This window comes from Imhoffiella purpurea (genome assembly GCF_000585215.1).
Lineage (GTDB): Bacteria > Pseudomonadota > Gammaproteobacteria > Chromatiales > Chromatiaceae > Imhoffiella > Imhoffiella purpurea.
Genome location: NZ_AONC01000049.1, coordinates 1 through 20,831 on the forward strand (window position 1 = coordinate 1; position 20,831 = coordinate 20,831).

At 63.7% G+C, this 20,831-nt stretch carries 18 protein-coding genes and 2 tRNA genes; 11 read left to right on the forward strand and 9 right to left on the reverse strand.

Annotated elements, in window-relative coordinates:
- The first annotated feature begins 361 nt into the window (after nt 1–361).
- From D779_RS15380 to D779_RS22340, 3 genes are all read left to right on the forward strand, one after another.
- Entirely contained in the window at nt 362–967 is a 606-nt protein-coding gene (locus tag D779_RS15380; protein WP_043755755.1) for a hypothetical protein, read from the forward strand.
- Nucleotides 968–1,203: 236 nt separating this feature from the next.
- Nucleotides 1,204–1,815 (forward strand): hypothetical protein, encoded by a 612-nt coding sequence (locus D779_RS15385; protein WP_043755756.1) that lies wholly within the window; start codon nt 1,204–1,206, stop codon nt 1,813–1,815.
- Nucleotides 1,812–2,021, forward strand: a complete 210-nt coding sequence (locus tag D779_RS22340) for a hypothetical protein (protein WP_157726426.1) — start codon at nt 1,812–1,814, stop codon at nt 2,019–2,021. The genes D779_RS15385 and D779_RS22340 overlap by 4 nt, the downstream gene beginning before the upstream one ends.
- Nucleotides 2,022–2,728: 707 nt before the next feature.
- Here D779_RS22340 and D779_RS15390 read toward each other — a convergent pair.
- Both D779_RS15390 and D779_RS15395 read right to left on the reverse strand, forming a co-directional pair.
- Entirely contained in the window at nt 2,729–3,163 is a 435-nt protein-coding gene (locus tag D779_RS15390; RefSeq protein WP_043755757.1) for a Panacea domain-containing protein, read from the reverse strand.
- 431 nt (nt 3,164–3,594) lie between these two features.
- A tRNA-Thr gene (locus D779_RS15395) sits at nt 3,595–3,670 on the reverse strand.
- A 188-nt stretch (nt 3,671–3,858) separates the two neighbouring features.
- On the opposite strand from D779_RS15395, the gene D779_RS15400 reads away from it, so the two are divergent.
- The gene (locus D779_RS15400; protein WP_043755760.1) at nt 3,859–5,349 is read left to right on the forward strand and encodes an FAD-linked oxidase C-terminal domain-containing protein; all 1,491 of its coding nucleotides are present in this window, start codon (nt 3,859–3,861) and stop codon (nt 5,347–5,349) included.
- A gap of 105 nt (nt 5,350–5,454) precedes the next feature.
- Nucleotides 5,455–6,507 carry a Holliday junction branch migration DNA helicase RuvB gene (gene ruvB, locus D779_RS15405; protein WP_043755762.1) on the forward strand — a complete coding sequence of 351 codons (1,053 nt, stop codon included), beginning with the start codon at nt 5,455–5,457 and terminating at the stop codon, nt 6,505–6,507.
- A gap of 104 nt (nt 6,508–6,611) precedes the next feature.
- Here ruvB and hcp read toward each other — a convergent pair whose 3' ends face one another.
- The gene (gene hcp, locus D779_RS15410) at nt 6,612–7,901 is read right to left on the reverse strand and encodes a hydroxylamine reductase (RefSeq protein WP_043755765.1); all 1,290 of its coding nucleotides are present in this window, start codon (nt 7,899–7,901) and stop codon (nt 6,612–6,614) included.
- A gap of 311 nt (nt 7,902–8,212) precedes the next feature.
- Between hcp and D779_RS15415 the strand changes: the two genes are divergently transcribed.
- From D779_RS15415 to D779_RS15430, 4 genes are all read left to right on the forward strand, one after another.
- Nucleotides 8,213–8,500 (forward strand): YMGG-like glycine zipper-containing protein, encoded by a 288-nt coding sequence (locus tag D779_RS15415; protein WP_052348180.1) that lies wholly within the window; start codon nt 8,213–8,215, stop codon nt 8,498–8,500.
- 148 nt (nt 8,501–8,648) lie between these two features.
- Nucleotides 8,649–10,373 carry a potassium/proton antiporter gene (locus D779_RS15420; RefSeq protein WP_043755766.1) on the forward strand — a complete coding sequence of 575 codons (1,725 nt, stop codon included), beginning with the start codon at nt 8,649–8,651 and terminating at the stop codon, nt 10,371–10,373.
- Nucleotides 10,374–10,703: 330 nt separating this feature from the next.
- Nucleotides 10,704–11,174 (forward strand): hypothetical protein, encoded by a 471-nt coding sequence (locus D779_RS15425; RefSeq protein WP_043755768.1) that lies wholly within the window; start codon nt 10,704–10,706, stop codon nt 11,172–11,174.
- A gap of 162 nt (nt 11,175–11,336) precedes the next feature.
- Nucleotides 11,337–12,731 (forward strand): ribonucleotide-diphosphate reductase subunit beta, encoded by a 1,395-nt coding sequence (locus D779_RS15430; protein WP_043755770.1) that lies wholly within the window; start codon nt 11,337–11,339, stop codon nt 12,729–12,731.
- An 86-nt stretch (nt 12,732–12,817) separates the two neighbouring features.
- On the opposite strand, the gene D779_RS15435 is transcribed toward D779_RS15430, so the two are convergent.
- Both D779_RS15435 and D779_RS15440 read right to left on the reverse strand, forming a co-directional pair.
- Nucleotides 12,818–13,663 carry an SAM-dependent methyltransferase gene (locus D779_RS15435; protein WP_043755772.1) on the reverse strand — a complete coding sequence of 282 codons (846 nt, stop codon included), beginning with the start codon at nt 13,661–13,663 and terminating at the stop codon, nt 12,818–12,820.
- A complete protein-coding gene (locus D779_RS15440; protein WP_081763552.1) occupies nt 13,663–14,484 on the reverse strand; it encodes a glycine/sarcosine N-methyltransferase in 822 nt (273 codons plus the stop codon). Before D779_RS15440 ends, D779_RS15435 begins: the two co-directional genes overlap by 1 nt.
- 405 nt (nt 14,485–14,889) lie before the next feature.
- On the opposite strand from D779_RS15440, the gene D779_RS15445 reads away from it, so the two are divergent.
- Nucleotides 14,890–15,474: a MarR family winged helix-turn-helix transcriptional regulator gene (locus D779_RS15445; RefSeq protein WP_232424211.1), complete on the forward strand. Its 585-nt coding sequence runs from the start codon at nt 14,890–14,892 to the stop codon at nt 15,472–15,474.
- A 15-nt stretch (nt 15,475–15,489) separates the two neighbouring features.
- Here the strand turns inward: D779_RS15445 and msrA are convergent, their stop codons facing one another.
- The 3 genes from msrA to D779_RS15460 all read right to left on the reverse strand — a co-directional run bounded on the left by msrA (nt 15,490) and on the right by D779_RS15460 (nt 18,206).
- Entirely contained in the window at nt 15,490–16,026 is a 537-nt protein-coding gene (gene msrA / locus D779_RS15450) for a peptide-methionine (S)-S-oxide reductase MsrA (RefSeq protein ID WP_043755775.1), read from the reverse strand.
- 108 nt (nt 16,027–16,134) lie between these two features.
- The gene (locus D779_RS15455) at nt 16,135–17,610 is read right to left on the reverse strand and encodes a sigma-54-dependent transcriptional regulator (RefSeq protein WP_043755777.1); all 1,476 of its coding nucleotides are present in this window, start codon (nt 17,608–17,610) and stop codon (nt 16,135–16,137) included.
- Nucleotides 17,607–18,206, reverse strand: a complete 600-nt coding sequence (locus D779_RS15460; protein WP_043755778.1) for an NUDIX hydrolase — start codon at nt 18,204–18,206, stop codon at nt 17,607–17,609. The genes D779_RS15455 and D779_RS15460 overlap by 4 nt, the downstream gene beginning before the upstream one ends.
- 84 nt (nt 18,207–18,290) lie before the next feature.
- Here D779_RS15460 and hypF point away from each other — a divergent pair, with 84 nt between their 5' ends.
- A complete protein-coding gene (gene hypF, locus D779_RS15465; protein WP_043755822.1) occupies nt 18,291–20,663 on the forward strand; it encodes a carbamoyltransferase HypF in 2,373 nt (790 codons plus the stop codon).
- Nucleotides 20,664–20,753: 90 nt separating this feature from the next.
- Here hypF and D779_RS15470 read toward each other — a convergent pair.
- Nucleotides 20,754–20,829 (reverse strand) — tRNA-Glu (locus D779_RS15470).
- Nucleotides 20,830–20,831 lie beyond the last annotated feature (2 nt).

Consider the following 20,831-nt stretch of genomic DNA (forward strand, 5'->3'; position numbering starts at 1 on the left):
AGGTTATGCGCGAGCGTCGTCAGGGGCGACCGGCTCCCGTTCTGCCGCCACCTGCTGCGGCGTGAGAGCAGGGGGGAACCGAACGGATACAATTGGAGAGGCAGGCCAGGCCCAAGGCGAAGATGTCCTCATTGGCGGAAAGCCTGATCGCGGCTCGTGGTCGGACGCTGCTGCCATCATCTGAGGCCCGTGATCCGTTCATCGCGGCAGCTCGGGCGCGAGTCGAAAGGGGGAGGTAGCGAGTCACGGAATGAGCGGGGCCGCTCCCTGCTGTGGTGCGTGCTCTCAAGACAACCCATAGGCTTGCCAACTCCGTTAGTGACGCTATAGTGAGAATATCGTCAGTAACGGAGTTTCACCGATGCCCAAGACACCACCGACCACCAAGCGACCCGGCCCCAAGCCCAGCGGCAACGCTATGACCAACGCTGAGCGCCAACGACGATACATCGAGCGCCTAAAGGCGAAGGCGGATAATCCCGTTACTAACGATAGCGAATTGGCGCGCCAACTGCGCGACCTTGAGCAGGCATTCGACTCGCAGCGCCGGGAGCTGCTGAGGCTCCAGAACCAAATGCGGAACGCTGGGGTTGAGACCCTGCAAGACGAGATCAAGCAGCTTCGAGCCGAAATCCAGAAGCATGAGGAGAGCGCACGCGCCAGCGCACAGGAACGCGCACGGTTGGAATCGGAGATTCAGCGGCTCAAGGGCAATGAATCCGCCTATCGCGAGCAGATCGCCAGATTTGAAGCGAGAGGAACTACTCGCGTTAGTAACGATATTACCCCGCGTGGCTACCCCTCAGACATCAAGCGGTTGGCGGTTGAACTGGCGGACGAGGGCAAGCCGACATCCGAGGTCCGTGCGGCAATCCTAGCGGCGCATGGTAAGGCCCCCGACATTTCGAACATGGCCAAGCTGGTCGGGCAGTGGCGCGCGACGTTGGCGCGAACACGAAACGCTTGAAATCGCCGTCGAAACGGGCTTAGGATGGGGCCGTCCCCCGAGGTGTACCACCACCCCGAGGGCAAAGCAGAGACCGCGCCAACGGCTCCGCACCGGCGAAAACATGATAGCAGCGTTGCAGCCCGCAAGGGTTGATGCGCTTATCAACACTGCACCCTGCTCGGGGTGCGTCCGCATATTTCGCCTTTGCCCGCCCCTCGCGGTCGATCCAACTCTACATCCAAGAGGATCGATCCATGAACCTGAACGCATACGCCCTCGTTGCTCTGACTCGTGAGCTTTCCGATTACGTCGGTGCTCTTTCTCCCACAGATGAACGGATGTTCTTCGAAGAGCGCGATCATCTGGCGCAGATTGCTACAGGCGCCTACCTTCTGGCAGAGAGAGCACTAGCAGAGACAGACGAACTCGAAGAGACCTCGATCAAGCTCAGCGACGACTCATGGGCACAGATAAGCCAGCTCATGCAGCGCGAGAGCGGCACGTCTGAGACCATCGTCGCCAGCATGATCGAACGCGCCCACTCGGCGATGATGAAAGAGGTGAAGCAGGAAGAGCAGGCCAAACAGAACGAGCCTGAACCAACGCCCGAGGAGAGACTAGAGCGCGCCCGAAGGATTCGCGCCAACATCGTCGAGATAGCCGATCAGGTCTTGTTCGATGCTGAGAACGAGATTGCCGAGTCTGCCAGTATCGAGGAGCTGGACGTTCAGCTCACCAAAGCAGAGATGGATAGGCTTCGTCAGGCAGCCGGAGACGTAGACCCTCAGCAGTGGGCTTCCAATGCCGTCAGAGCCCAGCTCGCCAAGATCTCCGATCAGGCCATTGGTCAGGAGCAGGCCGCATGATGGACCAACACTGCCACGCTACCCAAGCACTTGCTGCCGTTGTCCGGGAGTTAGACGATAGGCTGACCAATACCCCATCCGACGGGCTCGCCGCACAGCACAATCATCTGACCTGGCTCTCAACTGCTGCGTCAATTCTTGCTGATATTGCTGTCGAGCAAGTCGGCCGAACTGAGGACACACGAGCCGAGATCACTCTGACCTGATCGGTCGGACCAGCAACACAGAGACCCGCCCTTGCGGCGGGTTTTTTGTGTCTGTAGATCTATGATGATCGAGTAATTGAGGACTCATGACCGGCAGCCGATACCTAGTCGACGGGATAGATTTTATGCTTCCGGTCCCACCACACTATATGGAAATGTGCTTGCACAATTAACCCCCAAACTCTCTTTCGTCCATCCAAACGAAATCTGAACACAGTATCGTACTGCTCAAGTCCAAGGCTCAGCCAACGATCCTTGGCTTCCTTGATTAAGTCATCTATTTCGTGCTCATGGTGCATTTTATGCCCTGAGCCAGAAGCCATCTTGTCCACTTCCCCCCACGTAAGGCACTGGAAATGATGAAAAGCTGGCTCAATTTCGTCGCTCCACTCGGCCGTAGTCCAGAGCCGAGGTTCCCCCCAAGTCCAGGCGCCATCGAGGTCTGCTCGGCTGTCGCACCAGGTAACTTTACAGCTGAAGCGGCTTCCGCCCTTCTGTGCTCTGGGCTGCTTTTGAAACGACTCAATTCTATTCGCTAAAGCGCCGCTTACCCTTGGGCCACCATCCTCCTTCGGTTCATCCCTGACCCTCGGCATTCGATCTGCAATGGCAGTCTCAAGGGATTTTTCTTTCCTCTCATTGAACCGCTGAACCTTCTGAGCTTTGCGGATCTTTCTTGCCTCGCTCTTGCTTCCCATCTCAAAAGGTTAGAGCGAAGAATAATACTCATGAAGCGCTGCTTTAGGTATCACGGCTGCCGAAGCCTCACCAGGCATCAGATCGCCTCGCGCGTTGCACCAAGGATCTTCCTGATGAGTAAGATCGCTTAGCCATTGAGCTGTCTGCTTGCCGTAGAAGCTTAAGACCCGGTCTATATTTTCACGCTGCACATCCGTTAGTGCATCCACGCACCCGTCGGTAAAAAGTGAAGCGTCGACCTTGAACATTCCACGATGCATCGCATACAACGAAGGCAAAACCGGGCCGTTGGCCCACGCCTGGAAGTCATCTTCGAAGAGAGGCTCCTCTTCCCAAACCAAGTTCCACGCTTGAGCGTAATACAGCAATTTCTGGAGCTTCATCGCGGTTAACTGGCCATGTTGCTCCGTGATATATCTCGCAACATCTTTGAAAGTCGCCATAATCTATCCCCAGAAGTCAAGGCTGGCTGTCGAGTTGGTGATCAGCCTTCATTTTCAGTCTAGCAGGCAGACTTGTTGAGCCGCGCAGGCTAACACAAGGTAGCCTTTAAGGTTGCGATGCATCTTCAAAAAGCTAGCAATGCTGACAACTCCGCTCATCAAGCGGCTGGATCTGGACCAGGCATTCCACAGCAATCCGCTTATCTTGACGACGCTCTCCTGACCGGCTGGCGCGCATGGCAACCTCTACGGGTAGGCGGGAGATGGGAGCAAGGATAGTCGGGATTGGGGCGGAAGGAATCCCGGCCCGAGTAGCGGTTATGTTGTGGCAATATCGAAGGCAACCGGCGACGAACGGCAACCAGACGGCAACGAAGGCAGTCAAAAGACCCACTAGAGCCGTCGAAAAATATTGTAAGCCATTGAAAATATGGAGCTGGCGGACGGATTCGAACCGACGACCTACTGATTACAAATCAGTTGCTCTACCAACTGAGCTACGCCAGCGCAGGGGAGACGGGAGGACGCTGCAGCCTTGAACGGATGCGGCGGGGTGGCAATTATACAGTGAAGTCGATTCCCACCTCAATGTCGCCGAAGACCGGCGGCGGGCGGAATCGGTCCCGTCGTTCCCGGATCCGGAACCATGCTGCCGGCATTGGGGACACATCCATGCCACTGGAGATGCCACGCACATGAGCCTCATCCAGCCTGAGCGAATCGCGTTCGACGATCCTCGGATCGTGTCGGCGCGCGCCGATCTCGTCGCGGCCCTGCGGGCCTTCCTGCCGGCCGATGCGGTGTTGGAGCGGCAGGAGGAGGTCCGCCCTTACGAATGCGACGGTCTGTCCGCCTATCGCCAACTGCCGTTGCTGGTGGTGCTTCCGCGCACGGTCGAGGAGGTGCAGCGCATCCTGCGGCTGTGCAGCGAGCGCCAGGTGCCCATGGTGGCCCGCGGCGCGGGAACCGGCCTTTCGGGCGGCGCTCTGCCGCGCGGCGACGGGCTGCTGCTGAGCCTCGCCCGCTTCAACCGCATCCTGGATCTGGATCCGGTCGCCAGGACTGCGCGGGTTCAGCCGGGCGTGCGCAACCTGGCGATCTCGGAGGCGGCCAGGCCGCACGGGCTCTATTACGCCCCGGATCCCTCGAGTCAGATCGCCTGCACCATCGGGGGCAACATCGCCGAGAATTCGGGCGGGGTGCATTGTCTCAAGTACGGCCTCACGGTCCATAACCTGCTGTCCGTCACCTTCGTGACCATGGAGGGTGAGCTGATCGAGCTGGGCTCGGCGGCGCCGGACTCGCCCGGATACGACCTGCTGGCGCTCTATATCGGCTCCGAAGGGATGCTCGGCGTGACCGTCGAGGCGCGGGTGAAGCTGCTTCCGGTCCCCGAGCGCGCCCAGGCCCTGCTCGCCGCCTACGACGACGTCGAGAAGGCCGGCCAGGCGGTCGGAGACATCATCGCCGCCGGCATCATCCCGGCCGGACTGGAGATGATGGACGGCCCCGCGATCCAGGCCGCGGAGGATTTCGTCCACGCGGGCTATCCGACAGAGGCTGCGGCACTGCTGATCTGCGAGCTCGACGGCATCAATCAGGAGGTATCCGAACAGGTGATGCAGGTCCGAGACCTGCTGCTGGAAAGCGGCGCGACCGAGGTCCGCACCTCGCAGGACGATGCCGAGCGGCTGCGCTTCTGGCAGGGGCGCAAGTCGGCCTTTCCGGCGGTGGGCCGCATCTCGCCGGACTATTACTGCATGGACGGCACCATTCCACGTCGTGCACTGCCCGAGGTGCTGCGCCGCACGGCCGAGCTGTCGCGCCAATATGGGCTCAGGGTGGCGAACGTCTTCCATGCCGGCGACGGCAACATGCACCCATTGATCCTCTTCGACGCCAACAAACCCGGCGAGCTGGAGCGCACCGAGGAGCTGGGCGGGCGCATCCTGGAGCTCTGCGTCGAGGTCGGTGGTACCATCACCGGCGAGCACGGGGTCGGGATCGAAAAGATCAACCAGATGTGCGTCCAGTTCAGCCCCGAGGAGCTGCGCCAGTTCCATGCGGTGAAGGAGGCGTTCGATCCGGACGCTCTGCTGAATCCGGGCAAGGGCATTCCGACTCCGCGCCGCTGCTCCGAATATCGCGAGCTGCCGACCCCGAGGGCGCATCACGCACACCATTGATTACTGTCCTTCGAGTTGGACCGCAAAGGCGCGAAGGACGCAAAGAAAGACTAGGGTTTATCCCATGCATCTCAGTATCCGTTCATTTCGGCGAGCCATCGTCCGATGAGTACGCCCGAACGTCTGATCAGTCCCGAATCGGCCTCGGACGACAAGGCAATGGATCGCGCGATCCGCCCGCGCCAACTGGCCGACTATGTGGGTCAGCCAGCGGTGCGCGAGCAGATGGAGATCTTCATCGGCGCCGCCCGGGCGCGCAGCGAGGCGCTCGATCATGTCCTCATCTTTGGACCGCCCGGGCTCGGCAAGACGACCCTCTCGCACATCATCGCCCACGAGATGCAGGTCAATCTGCGCCAGACCTCGGGACCCGTGCTGGAGAAGCCGGGTGACCTGGCCGCGCTGCTGACCAATCTGGATCCGGGCGATGTGCTCTTCGTCGACGAAATCCACCGTCTCAGCCCGGTGGTCGAAGAGGTTCTCTATCCGGCGATGGAGGACTATCAGCTCGACATCATGATCGGCGAGGGTCCGGCCGCGCGCTCGATCAAGCTCGACCTGCCTCAGTTCACCCTGGTGGGCGCTACCACCCGCGCCGGACTCCTGACCTCGCCGCTGCGCGACCGCTTCGGCATCGTCCAGCGGCTGGAATACTATTCGGCCGAGGATCTCACCCACATCGTGCGACGCTCGGCCCAGATCCTCGGAATCGAGACCGACCCCGAAGGTGCCGCCGAGATCGCCCGGCGCTCGCGCGGCACGCCCCGTATCGCCAACCGGCTGCTGCGCCGGGTGCGGGATTTCGCCCAGGTCCGGGCCGACGGGCGCATCAGCGTCCAGGTGGCGGATCAGGCGCTGAGCATGCTCAAGGTCGACAATCAGGGGTTCGACCACATGGACCGGCGTCTGCTGGAGGCGGTGATCGAGAAGTTCGACGGCGGCCCGGTGGGCGTGGAGAGCCTGGCTGCGGCGATCGGTGAGGAACGCGGGACCATCGAGGACGTGCTGGAGCCCTTCCTCATCCAGCAGGGCTTCCTGATGCGCACCCCGCGCGGACGCATGGCGACCCAGTCGGCCTACCGACATTTCGGGTTGCCCGACCCAAAGGGTCGGGAAGCCACGCCCATTCCGGATCTGTTCGACGAGGCGAACGCCTGACCAAAGGGTTGCCTCCAGCCTCCAGCCTCCAGCCTCCAGCCTCCAGCCTCCAGCCTCCAGCCTCCAGCCTCCAGCCTCCAGCCTCCAGCCTCCAGCCTCCAGCCTCAGGCGCCGACGACGCAGCGCAGGTCCGCCTGCGGATCATCGCCGGTCAGCTTGAGGTCGTAGCGCTCCTGCAGGATGGCGAAAATGTTGGGCGTGACGAAGGCGGGCGGATTGGGTCCGAGGGTGATGCCCTTGACGCCCAGGCTCAAGAGGGTCAGGAAGACGGCGACGGCCTTCTGCTCGAACCAGCTGATCACCAGGGTCAGGGGCAGATCGTTGACGCCGCAGTCGAAGGCCTTGGCCAGGGCGACGGCGACCGAGATGGCGCCGTAGGCGTCGTTGCACTGTCCCATGTCCATCAGACGCGGGAAGCCGAGATGCTCGCCGTAGTCGTAGTCGCGGATACGAAACTTGCCGCAGCCCAGGGTGAGGATGAATGAATCCTTCGGCGTGCTTTGGGCATAGTCGCTGAAATAGTTGCGTCCTTTCTCGGCGCCGTCGCAGCCGCCGATGACGAAGAAGCGGCTGATCTGGCCGGCCTTGACCGCGTCGACGATGGTCTGGGCATGATCCAGCAGCACGCTGCGGTGGAAACCGATGGTCGACTCGCCGCTGATCCGCTCCGCGCAGGGCTCGCAGCGGCGCGCCTCCTCGATCACCGCGGAGAAGTTCTCGTCCAGACGCGGCCCGCCCGGAACGGCCGTGGCGCGCATGGTGAAGAGACGTCCCTTGTAGCTCTCGGGCGGGATCAGCACGCAGTTGGTAGTGGCGACCACCGGCCCCGGAAAAGCGGCAAACTCCTTCTTCTGCTCCTGCCAGGCACCACCGTAGTGACCAGCCAGGTTGGGATGCTCGCGCAGCCTGGGATACATGTGGGCCGGCAGCATCTCGCCGTGGGTGTAGACCTGGATGTCCGTCCCCTCCACCTGCCGGAGCAGATTCCAGAGATCCAGGAGGTCGTGCCCCGTCACGAGGATGCCCGGACCGGCCTGGGTGCCCTCCTTCACCTGGGTCGGAGACGGCTTACCGAAGGTCTCGACATGCCCTTCGTCGAGCAGTTCCATGACCCTCAGGTTCATCTCGCCGCATTTGAGACAGAGTTCGAGCAGGCTGTCGAGGTCGAAATTCACGTTGGTCATGGTCGCGAACAGGGCCTCCTCGATGAAGGCCGAAACCCCTTCGTCGTACTTGCCGAGACGGCGCGCGTGATGGGCATAGGCGGCCATGCCCTTGAGACCGTAGAGCAGGGTTTCCTGGAGCGACTGGACGTCGGCGTCCTTGCCGCAGACACCGGGGGAATTGACGCAGGCCGACTGGCGGAAGGTTTGCTCGCACTGATTGCAGAACATGGGGACCTCGGACGAAGGATGATGGATGGCAGACCAGGCGGCACCCGCTCGTGCGGTTCGATCTTCGACCGGTCGCGGGGCCGCGCTCGGGGCCAAGTCTGGTCAGCCAGGGAATCCGGCTCCTTGATCGAGGTCAAACGGGGCAGGCCAATGCGAGAGGGCGCTCCTGGGACAGACCGCAATTCGCTTGGCAAGGGGATCGGCTCGAGCTGGCGCCCCAGCGGGGGTCATTGCCAACGCCGATCAAAGGCTCCATATTGGGTAGATCCGGCTCCAAGCCGGGCCACCGAACACGTCAGGAGACCAAGACCATGAAGACAATCGCGCTGTCACTCACGCTCGCCTCCTCTCTAGCCCTGGTGGCGTGCGGGACCACCACGGGCTCACGGACCGGCAGCGGCGCCGCCTTGGGTGCCGCCACCGGAGCGGCCGTCGGTTCGCTGAGCGGCGATGCCGGCAAGGGTGCGCTGATCGGTGCCGGTGCCGGTGCGCTCGGCGGTTATATGTACGACCAGAACCAGAAGCAGAAGGAATACGACCAGCGATATCGCGATCCCAACTATCGTCATCACCCGCACGACTACGACGACCGCTACTAGCGTCGAGGCGCCCCAAGGACCAAGCCCCGCGAGAACGTCCGTCACTCGGTCGCAACCTGGAACCTGGTCCTAACCGAAACGCCCCGGGCTCGACACGAACTCCGGGGCATACCTTCTGCCGCAAGCCGCCTATCTCTCCAGTCGAGTTATGGAGCTCACCAACCAGATCATCCTGATCGCATCGGTCGCGCTCTTCGTCAGCGTGATGACCTCCGTCCTCACCAGCCGGCTCGGGGCGCCCCTGCTCCTGGTCTTCCTGGTCATGGGGATGCTGCTGGGAGAAGACGGACCGGGCGGAATCGCCTTCGACGACGTTCAGCTCTCGCATCTGTTCGGCACCCTGGCCCTGGCCGTCATCCTCTTCGACGGCGGCCTGGCGACGCCCTACAAGAACTTCCGCGTCGGACTCAAACCGGCACTGGGGCTGGCGACGATCGGGGTGCTCATCACCTCCGTGGTCACCGGCCTGGCCGCCGCCTGGATCCTCGATCTACCGCCCTTCGAGGGGCTGCTGCTGGGCGCGATCGTCGGATCCACCGACGCGGCGGCCGTCTTCTCGGTGCTGCGCTCGCAAGGACTGGAACTGAAGCAGCGCATCGGGGCCACGCTCGAGATCGAGTCGGGCAGCAACGACCCCATGGCGGTCTTCCTGACGATCGCGCTGATCGAGATCCTGCTCAGCGACGACCAGAATCCCGGCCTGGTCATGCTGACCGAGTTCCTGCGCCAGATGGGGCTCGGCGCATGTATCGGACTCGCCGGCGGCTTCGCGCTGGTCTGGCTGACCAACCGCCTGGCGATGTCGCCCGGACTCTATCCGCTCGCCGCCATGGCCGGCGGACTCAGCCTCTTCGCCGCGACCACGGCCGCCGGGGGCAGCGGCTTCCTCGCCATCTACCTCGCCGGACTGGTGATCGGCAACCGTCCCCTGCAGCACCGGCTCGAGATCAAGCGCTTCCACGACGGCATCGCGCGCCTGGCCCAGATCGCCATGTTCCTCATGCTGGGTCTGTTGGTCACGCCCTCGGAGCTGCTGCCGGTCGCCACCCAGTCGCTGCTGTTCGCCGGGGTGCTCATCTTCCTGGCCCGACCGCTCGCGGTCCTCGTCTGTCTCCTGCCCTTTCGCTTTCCCTGGCGCGAGCAGGTCTTCATCGGCTGGGTCGGTCTGCGCGGAGCGGTGCCCATCATCCTGGCGCTCTTCCCCCTGCTGGCCGGGCTGCCGCATGCCCAGATGTATTTCAACGTCGTCTTCTTCGTGGTGCTGGTCTCGCTCGTGATCCAGGGCTGGACCGTCGCCGGTCTGGCGCGGCGACTGAAGCTCGAGGTGCCGCCCACGACCCACGTGGTGCAGCGGGTCGAGCTCGACATCCCGGGCCTGCAGGAACTGGAGCTGGTCGGCTATCGGCTCACCGACAATGCGCCCATCCTGGTCGAGAAGCGCCCCGAGCTCCATCTGCCCAAGCGCACCCGCATCGTCGCGCTGCTGCGCGATCACCATCTGCTCGAATCCCTCGACCCGCTGGACCCGCTGCCGGGCGACTATCTCTATCTCATGGCCGACCCCCAGGATCTCACCGAGCTGGACCGCCTCTTCGTGCCGCCCAGCGAATCGACCCATTTGACCGATCTGGCCTTCTTCGGCGAATTCGTGCTCAACGGCGAGGCACGTCTGTGCGATCTCTGCGCAGCCTATGGCGTGAAGGTCGAGCACGAGAGCCCGGAGAGCACGCTCGACACCCTGATCAGGCGCCATCTGTCGGCCCACCCGGTGGTCGGCGACCGACTCCAGATCGGCCGGCTCGAACTGGTGGTCCGCGAGGTCGAGCAGGATCGTGTCATCAAGGTGGGTCTCAAGCTCCCCAGCGCGCATTGAATCGACGTAAAGCGAGAAAAAAGTCGTCAACCTGGGGAGAACCAGAATCGACTTTCCGCACGAATGGGTCGATCCTTCACCATTAGCAAAACACCATGTAGCGAATCAGCTCATCGCGGCCGATCCATCGGCTGGATGCCATCCAGGCAAGCGGCCGAGACGGCGAGCCATGCCCCGCAAGGGAAAGGCACCCGCCCATGCGTTCCTATGACATCAGAGGCTGATTCATGCCGCGACTCGGCTGCGGCTGCGCCGACCCGTTCTCCGAGAAACAGCATCGGGTCTTTCGACAACGACGCTCAATCCAACCGGATCAAGGAGAGAAGTACCATGTCAGATGCCCCTTTCGACCTGGTCGACGCCAAAGACGATTTCACCGACACAGACTGGTACCACACCTGTCGCGAAACGCAGACGCCTTATGTCGTCGTTCGCAGCGGCGAGACCTCGGCCGACGTCCTTTGGGACTATGTGACCCTACCCCCTTGTTGCGACGCGCGATTGAGAGGCGACTTCCAGGCGCTCGAGCGCGATGTTCGAGCCATTTTCGAACGCTTCGCCCAACCCGAATCCTATCTTCGGGTCAAACCGACCCTGATCTGTTTCGACCGGCTGACGTTCGACCATGCCAAATCGGCCGCCACGGAACTCTACCGACTGATCGCCGGCTATCTGCCACGACCCTACATCGCCCGACCCGTCGCCATCCATGCCGACAGCCCAATCGCACAACCTGCGCAGAATGCCTACGAGCGGAGCCGATTCTGGATGGATGAAGGCGAGACCGCAGGACGCGCCTGACACCATATAAAGCAATCCGCAAAACCTCAAGCACAATATATAGTATCCGCACTAGACATCTCGGCTCATTCCCTTTAACGTGGGATCATCTTCCCGAGCCGCCGGCCATCGGCCCCCACAGCGCGCGACTCGACTCACCGACCTAGCCGAGGACAGATCGCCATGTTGAACTGGGACGACCCACTCGCCGCCGCCAAACACACTGCATCCAAGCCGGTTTCGGGCGAGCCGTTCGAAAATGCATCGTCCCGCTCGACCGGCCTCGCCGCGGCAACGGCACCGCGCCCGCAGGAGGCCGGAAGCCAGATCCGCCCAGGCCGAGGACTGGTCGCCAACCAGACCCTGATGGCCACGGCCGGAGCGGCCCCGGTCGTCGCACCCGATCCTTTCCTCGCCACCGGATCCTGCGAACCGGAGCTGGCCTTCGAAGACACGCTGGTGCCGAGAGAGCGTTCCACGGCGGAACCGGTGGCATCCGACGTCGGCGCAAGCCATGCCTCGGGCGGCATGACTGGGCTCGAATCCCTGAAGATGGGCGCCGAGCGCGTGCGCGTAGACGACAAGCGGATCATCAACTGCCGCGCCGACCTCAACCAGCTGGTCCCCTTCAAGTACGACTGGGCCTGGCAGAAATATCTGGACGCCTGCGCCAATCACTGGATGCCGCAGGAGATCAACATGAACGCGGACATCGCGCTCTGGAGGAATCCCGACGGCCTGACCGAGGACGAGCGCACCATCATCAAGCGCAACCTCGGCTTCTTCTCGACCGCCGACTCCCTGGTGGCCAACAACCTGGTGCTGGCCGTCTATCGCCACATCACCAATCCCGAATGCCGCCAGTATCTGCTGCGTCAGGCGTTCGAGGAGGCGCTGCATACGCACGCCTATCAGTACGTCGTCGAAAGCCTCGGCCTGGACGAGGGCGAGATCTTCAACATGTACCGCGAGGTCCCGTCCGTCGCGCGCAAGGCGGAATGGGCCCTGCCCTTCACCCGCCACCTCGCGGACCCGCACTTCCATACCGGAGCCCGGGATAACGATCAGCGGCTACTGCGCGAACTGGTCGCCTTCTACGTTATCTTCGAGGGCATCTTCTTCTATGTCGGTTTCGTGCAGATCCTCAGCATGGGCCGGCGCAACAAGATGACCGGCACGGCCGAGCAGTTCCAGTACATCCTGCGCGACGAGTCGATGCACATGAACTTCGGCATCGACGTCATCAACCAGATCAAGATCGAGAATCCGCACCTCTGGACGCCCGATTTCAAGCAGGAACTGGTGGGCATGATCCGCGAGGCCGTCGATCTGGAAGCCCAATACGCGCACGACACCATGCCGCGCGGCGTGCTCGGACTCAATGCACCCATGTTCGCCGACTATCTGCACTTCATCGCCAATCGGCGCTGCGCCCAGATCGGATTGCCGGAGCAATATCCGGGCGCGACCAACCCCTTCCCCTGGATGTCCGAGGTACTGGATCTCAAGAAGGAGAAGAATTTCTTTGAGACCCGGGTCACCGAATATCAGACCGGCGGCGCGCTGAACTGGGACTGAGGCGGAACGCGTTGAACCGATCCGGAAGGCGAGCCCCATCCGGATCGAACGAACAGAGCCTTCGGCCGTCAGGCTCCGGCGGAATATCAGATCGGCTTGCGGAAATGCATGACGCCCCAGGCGAGCCAGCCGCGGCGTCCCCCCTCGACCCAATTGCCGAGCCCCGTCAGCATGCGATCGATATAGCCGTCGGAGACCAGACCGGCGAGGCTCGCACGCTTGGCCTGGAGTTCATCCGCCACCCGCTGGTAATGGGTCACCAATTGCTCCGTCATCTCGATCACGCCGACCTCTTCCCAGCCGAGGCGTCGCGCCTGCTCGCGATAAAAGGCGAACGACCCCAGGCTCTGCAGATGGATGCGGTCGAGTACCGGGGCCAGTACGCCCTCGGGACAATCGTCAGCCTGCATGGGGTCGGTGAAGATGAATTCGCCACCCGGTTTCAGAACGCGATCGACCTCGGCCAGGACCTGATCGCGGCGTCCCGAGTGGAGGATGGCGTCCTGCGACCAGGCCAGATCGAAGCGCCCGTGCTCGGCCGGGATGTTCTCGAAGCTGCCGTCGACGACCTCGATGAGATCGCCGAGACCGGCCTCGCCGTTCATCTGCCGATGGCGCGCATTCTCGGTCTCGCTGAGGTTGAGGGCCATGACCCGGCATCCGAAGCGGCCGGCGAAAAAACGCACCGCACCGCCGAAACCAGACCCCAGATCGATCATGCTCGCGCCTTGGGTCGAGATGCGCGCGCCCACACGCTCGGCCATGAACTCGACGGTGCGCCGCGAGGCATCGGCGATCGGCTCATCGGGGGACTGGTAGAGCCCGATGTGGATATCCTGGCCACCCCAGATATGAAAATAGAAATTATCCGCGTCGTCGCTGTTGTAATAATCGCGCGCTGTGCTGACGGCAGCCGCATAGTCGGCACTCATCACTCGTCTCCCTGGTAGGCCTTCTCGGCTACATTGATCAGAAAATCGGGTTCGGTATCGCGGTAGGTTTCCTTGAAGTCACCGTAGGTCTCGACACGCTGGAAACCGACCTCGCGCATGAGCTGGTTCACGTAATGCTTGCGCAGCGGGAACATGTTGAGGTGGAAGGTCGAGCCATCCGGGAAGCTGTAGCAGAAGCGGGCCAGACCCTCATCCACGTGCTCGGGCTCGGCCCGCACGTTCTCGCCACAGTAGTAGTAGTTGTGCGTCGGCTGAATCTGGTGATCGAGCAGTGCGTCGTAGTTGCGTTGGTCGAGGATCAGAACGCCGTCGTGACGCAGCGTGGCGTAGAATTCGGCGAGCGCCTTGCGACGATCGTTGTCGTCGTGCAGATGGGTGAAGGAGTTGCCGAGACAGATCACGGCGTCGTAGAGGTCATGTACGCTGCGATTGAGCCAGCGCCAGTCGGCGTGAACGGTACGGAGAATATGTCCCCGGCGGCGTGCGTTCTCGAACGCCTTGGCCAGCATCACCGGGTTGCCGTCGGCGCTGGTGACCTCGAAGCCGGCCTCCAGTAACTGGACGGAATGGAATCCGGTGCCCGTGGCCACGTCCAGAATCTTTTTGGCACCGAGCTCGCGCAGCTTCTCGATAAAGAAGCTGCCCTCGGCCATGGCGCGTCCGTCCCAGTCGATGAGTTCATCCCATTTGTCGACGAACTCCTGCACGTATTCCTGCTGATAATTCTCGGTGTCGCGGGCCGCGAGCGGATCCGCCATGCGGGGGTTCCTGTCATGCCCTTGTATGGACTGCTCGTGCATTCGGTTCTTCTCCTGTTGCAAGCCAGGCGCGGCCAACGCAAATTCCGAAGAATCAGGGACACTGGCGCGGCCGCAGGTGAGCCGTGTGTTAGCGGTTCCCGGCAAGGGTGCGAGGTGGCATCGAGGCCACGCTCTGAAAATACCGGTCCATCAAGCCGGACAGGGGATGATTTCCCCAGGAATCCAGGCATGCTCGGAGCCGGCGAAGGACGGCAACCTTCGCGGTCGCCGTTGTTCGAGGTTTGGTGCGTTCAGCACCGAGGCCCATCCATAATACATCGTGCACGAACTATTTCAACGCCAGAAGCATGAAGGCGCTCCCCGTGAAGATCGCCAAAAAGGCGTCATTATTGGCCAATATGGCCATAAATCTAATCTATCACCGAACTCATAACGAAATCGATCGTGAACGAATACTTACAACCGAAAATAAATCGTCACAAACAACACCGCTGCGACGAGGTTCTGATCGCCCTTCGACGTGTCATCCGGGCCGTCGACCTGCATTCGCGTCGGCTCGTTCGCAGCCACGGACTCACTGCGCCTCAGGCCCTGATCCTCAAGGAACTGGTCGCCTCCGGACCCGTCTCGGTCGGACACATCGCCCAGCGGATCAACCTCAGTCAGGCGACCGTGACCGATATCCTCACCCGACTCGAGAGCCGCGGACTGGTGGTTCGCGAGCGCAGCCCGATCGACAGACGCCGCGTGCTGGTCACGCCGACGGAGGAGGCCAGCCTCACGATCGAGCGTGGTCCGCCCTTGCTGCAGGAGGATTTCTCGCGGCGCTTCGCGGAGCTGGAGGATTGGGAACAGACGCTGCTGGTCGCGTCACTGCAGCGCATCGCGTCGCTGATGGACGCCGATCGTATCGATGCCGCCCCAGTACTGGCGGCCGGCGAGGTCACGGCCCCGGGCGACGCAGCTCAGACCCTCGACGAGGAAACGCCGGTTGCGCCCGGACAGCGGAAGGAAGCAGACGGCCAATGAGCGCCTGATCCGACCTCAATTTCGCAGCAAGGCGGCATGCCGCTCGCGCAGCTTCGCCGCCTTGGGCGAGATCACCATCCGGCAATAGCCCTGCCCCGGATTGCGCCGATAATAGTCCTGATGGTAGTCCTCGGCCGGATAGAAGGCGGGCGCAGGCTCGATCCGGGTCACGATCGGGCTCGACCAGACACCGGCCGCGTCCAGCTCCTGGATCGTCCGCTCGGCGGTGACCCGCTGGGCGTCCGAGTGATGGAAGATCACCGAGCGGTATTGACTGCCGACGTCGGCGCCCTGGCGATCGACCGTGGTCGGATCGTGCATCCCGAAGAAGACCTGCAGCAGGGTCGCGTAGTCGATCTGCTCGGCATCGAACTCGATCCGCACCACCTCGGCGTGACCCGTGGCACCGGTGCAGACCTGCTGATAGGTGGGATCGGCGCGCGCCCCGCCCGCATAGCCCGAGATCACGGACTGGACACCCTTCAGCTCGCGAAAGACGGCGTCCAGGCACCAGAAGCAACCGCCGCCGAGCGTCGCTGTTTCGATCTGCATCGTTTCCTCCAGTCTCTAGGATTCGGGACCTCGGCCGGACGGACGGATCGCCCAACCATGGGCAGGAGATTAGGGCCGGGAGGGTCGCCGACAAGGAGGGAGACGGGGTCAGCCGCCCCCCTCCGCCGAGCCCTCGTCGCCGGATGAGAGCAGGCCGTAGCGCTCCAGCTTGGCGCGCAGCCCGACCCGCGAGAGTCCGAGTTCATCGGCGGCCTGGGTCTTGTTCCAGCGGTGACGGATGAGGGTCTCGCGCAGGACGCTCGACTCCAGCGCCTCGACACGCTCCTTGAGCGAAACGGCCCGCTCGCCCACCCCCGGCACGGCGGTGAGCCCGGTCCCAACATGAGGCCCGGCACGCAGGATGCGCGGATCCAGCAGATCGGCCCCCAGCATGGGGCCGGGCGCCAGCACCAGCACCCGCTGGATCTCGTTCTGCAGCTCACGCACGTTGCCCGGCCAGGCGTAGCGGCGCATGCAGTCCAGCGCCTCCTGGGTGAAGCCTTCGACCGGCTTGACGAAATCGCGCTGCGCCGCATCCAGGATATGTCGAGCGATGGGGACGATATCCATGGATCGCTCGCGCAGCGGCGGCAGATGGATCCGAACCCCGGCCAGCCGATAGTAGAGATCCTCGCGAAAACGACCGGCACGAATCTCCCGCTCCAGATCGCGGTTGGTCGCGGCGACGACGCGCACGTTCACCTTGCGGCGCCGGTTGGCGCCGAGCGGACGCACCTCCTGCTCCTGCAGCACCCGCAGCAGCTTGACCTGGAAGGCGGTCGAGACCTCGCCGATCTCGTCGAGAAAGATGGTCCCGCCGTCGGCCTGCTCGAACAGGCCGACCCTGGGGCTGACGGCGCCGGTGAAGGCGCCCTTCTCGTGACCGAAGAGCTCGCTCTCGAGCAGCTGGTCCGGCATGGCGCCCGTGTTCTCGGCCACGAACGGCTTGTCGGCGCGGGGGCTGTTGTAGTGCAGCGCCCGCGCGAAGAGCTCCTTGCCGGTCCCCGACTCGCCGGTCAGCAGGACCGGGATGTCGTAGGGCGCGATCCGGGCGATCTGATCGCAGACCCCATTGATGGGACTGTCCGGGCTGCGAACGATGCCGTCGAGACGGAAGTTGCGCTTGAGCCGCTCGCGCTGCTGGGCGATCCGCTGCTCGAGCGCCTGGGCGGTCATCTTCATCTCGAGCGCCAGCAGGGCGTTCTCGCGCTGCAGCTGCACCAGGCGGCAGGCGTTGCGCACGATCAGCAGCAGATTGTCCGGATGCCAGGGTTTGGTGATGTACTGATGGATTCCGCCCCGATTGATGCCATCGATGATGTCCTCGGCATCCGTGTAGCCCGAGATGATGATCCGCGCCAGATCGGGCCAGCGCTCGCGTACCCGGGCCAGGAATTCGACGCCGCTCATCTCGGGCATGCGCTGATCCGAGATCACCACCTGGATCCATTCCTCCTCCAGGATGCGCTCGGCATCGGCCGGATGGGTGGCGGTTCGGACCTCGAACTCCTCGTCGAGGATCCGGACCAGGGTCTCGAGCGACAGCGGCTCGTCGTCGACGATCAGGATGCCCGGCCGGCTCACGCCTGGTCCTCGCCGGATCCGGGATCCTCGTGGATGGTGATGTGCAGGCTCGGCTCGCCGCTCCAGTCGCGGACGATATCGCCGCTGCGCATCTCGCGGATCCCGGCGGCGCGATCGCGGAAGAAGAGCCTCAGGGTCTCGCGAATGGGCTGGAAGGCCAGCGCGTCCCAGGGGATCTCGTGCTCGGCGAAGAGCCGCACCTCGAGGCTCTCCTCCCCCGGATGGAAGTCGAGATCGAGCAGCCGCGCGCGAAAGAGCATGTAGACCTGATCGATGTGTGGCAGATTGAACAGACAATAGAGCGGCCCGACCCGGACCCGCGCATTGGCCTCTTCGAGCGTCTCGCGCACGGCACCGTCGCGGGTCGTCTCGCCACGCTCCATGAATCCGGCCGGCAAGGTCCAGAGCCCGAGCCGGGGCTGAATGGCGCGCCGGCAGAGGAGCACCTTGCCCTCCCACTCGGGGATGCAGCCCACCACCATCTTCGGATTCTGATAGTGGATGGTGCCGCACCGGTCGCAGACATGGCGCTCGCGGTTGTCGCCCTCCGGCACCAGCAGGGTCACAGGCGCGCCACAGTCGCTGCAGTAATTCATGGGATTCCTTCTGGTGATGGTGCGAAATCAGCCCTCAGATAGACAGAATCGGCGGTGAATTTCAAGCCGCGGGGATACGACAGCATGCAAGGCGAGCGGATACGGGTGCGTGGACTGGTTCAGGGCGTCGGATTCAGACCGACCGTGTGGCGGCTGGCACAGGAATGCCATCTGGTCGGCGACGTCTGCAACGACGGCGAGGGGGTGCTGATCCGGGCTCGTCCCGCATCGGACTCGGATCCGAACGCGATCGACCGTTTCTGCGAACGCCTGAGCGCCGAGTGTCCGCCGCTGGCGCGGATCGACGCCATCGAGCGCCGCCCGCTGACCGAGCCGGCCCCGAGCGGCGGCTTCCGCATCCGCGACAGCGAGCTCACCCAGGCGCGCACCGGCATCGTCGCCGACGCGGCGACCTGCCCGGACTGCGCCCGCGAGATCCGCGACCCGGCCGACCGGCGCCACCGCTACCCTTTCACCAACTGCACCCATTGCGGCCCCCGACTCACCATCGTGCGCGGCATCCCCTACGATCGCTCGCGCACCAGCATGTCGGTCTTCCCCATGTGCCCGGCCTGCCGCGCCGAATACGGCGACCCGGCGGACCGCCGCTTCCACGCCCAGCCGAACGCCTGTCCGGACTGCGGTCCGCGACTCTGGCTGGTCGACGCCGACGGCCTTGAGCTCGATACCCGGGAGACGGGAGACCTCGACGCCATCTCTGCCGCGAGCCGACTGCTGCGCGAGGGACGCATCCTGGCGATCAAGGGGATCGGCGGCTTCCATCTCGCCTGCGACGCAACCAACGCCGAGGCGGTCGCCGAGCTGCGCCGGCGCAAGCGCCGCTACGCCAAGCCGTTCGCCCTCATGGCCCGGGACCTCGACGTGATCGCACGCTACTGCGCGATCGATCCGGAGGCGGCGCGGATCCTGACGGCACCGGCGGCCCCGATCCTGCTGCTGGACAGGCACGACCCGGATTCCGCGAACGGGCCTGCACTCGCCGCTGACATCGCCCCCGGCCAGACCAGCCTGGGCTTCATGCTGCCCTACAGCCCGCTCCACCATCTGCTGCTCGACGACTGGGACCGCCCCCTGGTCATGACCAGCGGCAATCTGAGCGAGGAGCCCCAATGCATCGACAACCGGGACGCCGTCGCGCGACTCGGCCCATTGGCCGACTTCGGGCTCCTGCACGACCGGGACATCCTCAACCGGGTCGACGACTCGGTGGTCCGCGTCATGGCCGGAGCGCCGCGCCTGATCCGCCGCGCGCGCGGCTATGCGCCCTCGCCCATCGTCCTGCCGCCGGGCTTCGACTCCGCCCCCGCCGTTCTGGCCCTGGGTGGAGAGCTGAAGAGCAGCTTCTGTCTGCTGCGCCGGGGCGAAGCGATTCCCTCTCAGCACCTGGGCGATCTCGAGGACGCCCGCACCGCGCGCGAGTACGAGAGGACCCTGGATCTCTATCTCGACCTCTTCCAGCACCGGCCCAGGATCCTGGCCGTCGATCGGCATCCGGACTATCGTTCGACCCTCATCGGCCGTGACCGTGCCTCCCGCTGGGAAATCCCCATGGTCGACATCCAGCACCACCACGCCCACCTCGCCTCCACGCTCGCCGACAACGGCTGGCCGCTAAAGGGCTCGCCGGTCCTCGGCATCATCCTCGACGGACTGGGATACGGTGACGACGACACCATCTGGGGCGGCGAGTTTCTGGTCGGCGACTATCGCGACTGCCGCAGGGTCGGACACCTGGAACCGGTGGCGATGCCCGGAGGCACCCAGGCGATCCTCGAACCCTGGCGCAATCTTTTCGCCCAGCTGGAAAAGGCCGGCGGTCTGGAGGCCATGAGAAGACGCCATCAGGGCCTGAGCGCGCTCGACAGGCTCGCCGCACGCCCGCTCGACGTACTGAGGACGATGATCGAGCGCGGAATCAACGCCCCGCGCTCGAGCGCGGCCGGACGTCTGTTCGACGCCGTCGCGGCCGCGCTCGGCATCTGCGGCGACCGCATCCTCTACGAAGGCCAGGCCGCGATCGAACTGGAATCGCTGGCCGCCGGATACCCGACCGACTCCGAGCCCGGCTATCCCTTCCGAGCCACCAAGAGCCCCAGCGGCATCCGGCTGAACGCCGCCCCCATGTGGCCGGCGCTGTTCCGGGACCTCGCCGCAGGTCTAGAGACCGGTCGCATCTCGTCCCGCTTTCATCGCGGATTCGCCACTGCCATCGTGAAACTTGCGCTGGAGATCGCGGGCGACCTCCAGATCGGCACCATGGCCCTGTCCGGCGGCGTCTTCCAGAACCGGATACTCATGGAGTCGGTCTCCAAGGATCTCTCGGATGCCGGCATCCGAGTCCTGATGCAGCGACAGGTTCCGTCGAACGATGGAGGGCTCTCACTCGGACAGGCGTGCATCGCCGCGGCCAGGGCGCTTCAGAATCTGGACAGATGAACCCGCATGGAGAAGAACCCATGCTTGCGAGCATTGCGCGCGCAAAACAAAACGGGCCAGTCGATTTCTCGGCTGACCCGTTCTATTAGTTGGCGTCCCCACGGGGGTTCGAACCCCGGTTACCGCCGTGAAAGGGCGGTGTCCTAGGCCACTAGACGATGGGGACAG

Bases quoted from the DNA above. Each gene is read 5' to 3' on its own strand.
- D779_RS15380 (WP_043755755.1), top strand. From the start codon at position 362: ATGCCCAAGACACCACCGACCACCAAGCGACCCGGCCCCAAGCCCAGC.
- D779_RS15385 (WP_043755756.1), top strand. From the start codon at position 1,204: ATGAACCTGAACGCATACGCCCTCGTTGCTCTGACTCGTGAGCTTTCC.
- D779_RS22340 (WP_157726426.1), top strand. From the start codon at position 1,812: ATGATGGACCAACACTGCCACGCTACCCAAGCACTTGCTGCCGTTGTC.
- D779_RS15390 (WP_043755757.1), bottom strand. From the start codon at position 3,163: ATGGCGACTTTCAAAGATGTTGCGAGATATATCACGGAGCAACATGGC.
- D779_RS15400 (WP_043755760.1), top strand. From the start codon at position 3,859: ATGAGCCTCATCCAGCCTGAGCGAATCGCGTTCGACGATCCTCGGATC.
- ruvB (WP_043755762.1), top strand. From the start codon at position 5,455: ATGAGTACGCCCGAACGTCTGATCAGTCCCGAATCGGCCTCGGACGAC.
- hcp (WP_043755765.1), bottom strand. From the start codon at position 7,901: ATGTTCTGCAATCAGTGCGAGCAAACCTTCCGCCAGTCGGCCTGCGTC.
- D779_RS15415 (WP_052348180.1), top strand. From the start codon at position 8,213: ATGAAGACAATCGCGCTGTCACTCACGCTCGCCTCCTCTCTAGCCCTG.
- D779_RS15420 (WP_043755766.1), top strand. From the start codon at position 8,649: ATGGAGCTCACCAACCAGATCATCCTGATCGCATCGGTCGCGCTCTTC.
- D779_RS15425 (WP_043755768.1), top strand. From the start codon at position 10,704: ATGTCAGATGCCCCTTTCGACCTGGTCGACGCCAAAGACGATTTCACC.
- D779_RS15430 (WP_043755770.1), top strand. From the start codon at position 11,337: ATGTTGAACTGGGACGACCCACTCGCCGCCGCCAAACACACTGCATCC.
- D779_RS15435 (WP_043755772.1), bottom strand. From the start codon at position 13,663: ATGAGTGCCGACTATGCGGCTGCCGTCAGCACAGCGCGCGATTATTAC.
- D779_RS15440 (WP_081763552.1), bottom strand. From the start codon at position 14,484: ATGCACGAGCAGTCCATACAAGGGCATGACAGGAACCCCCGCATGGCG.
- msrA (WP_043755775.1), bottom strand. From the start codon at position 16,026: ATGCAGATCGAAACAGCGACGCTCGGCGGCGGTTGCTTCTGGTGCCTG.
- D779_RS15460 (WP_043755778.1), bottom strand. From the start codon at position 18,206: ATGAATTACTGCAGCGACTGTGGCGCGCCTGTGACCCTGCTGGTGCCG.
- hypF (WP_043755822.1), top strand. From the start codon at position 18,291: ATGCAAGGCGAGCGGATACGGGTGCGTGGACTGGTTCAGGGCGTCGGA.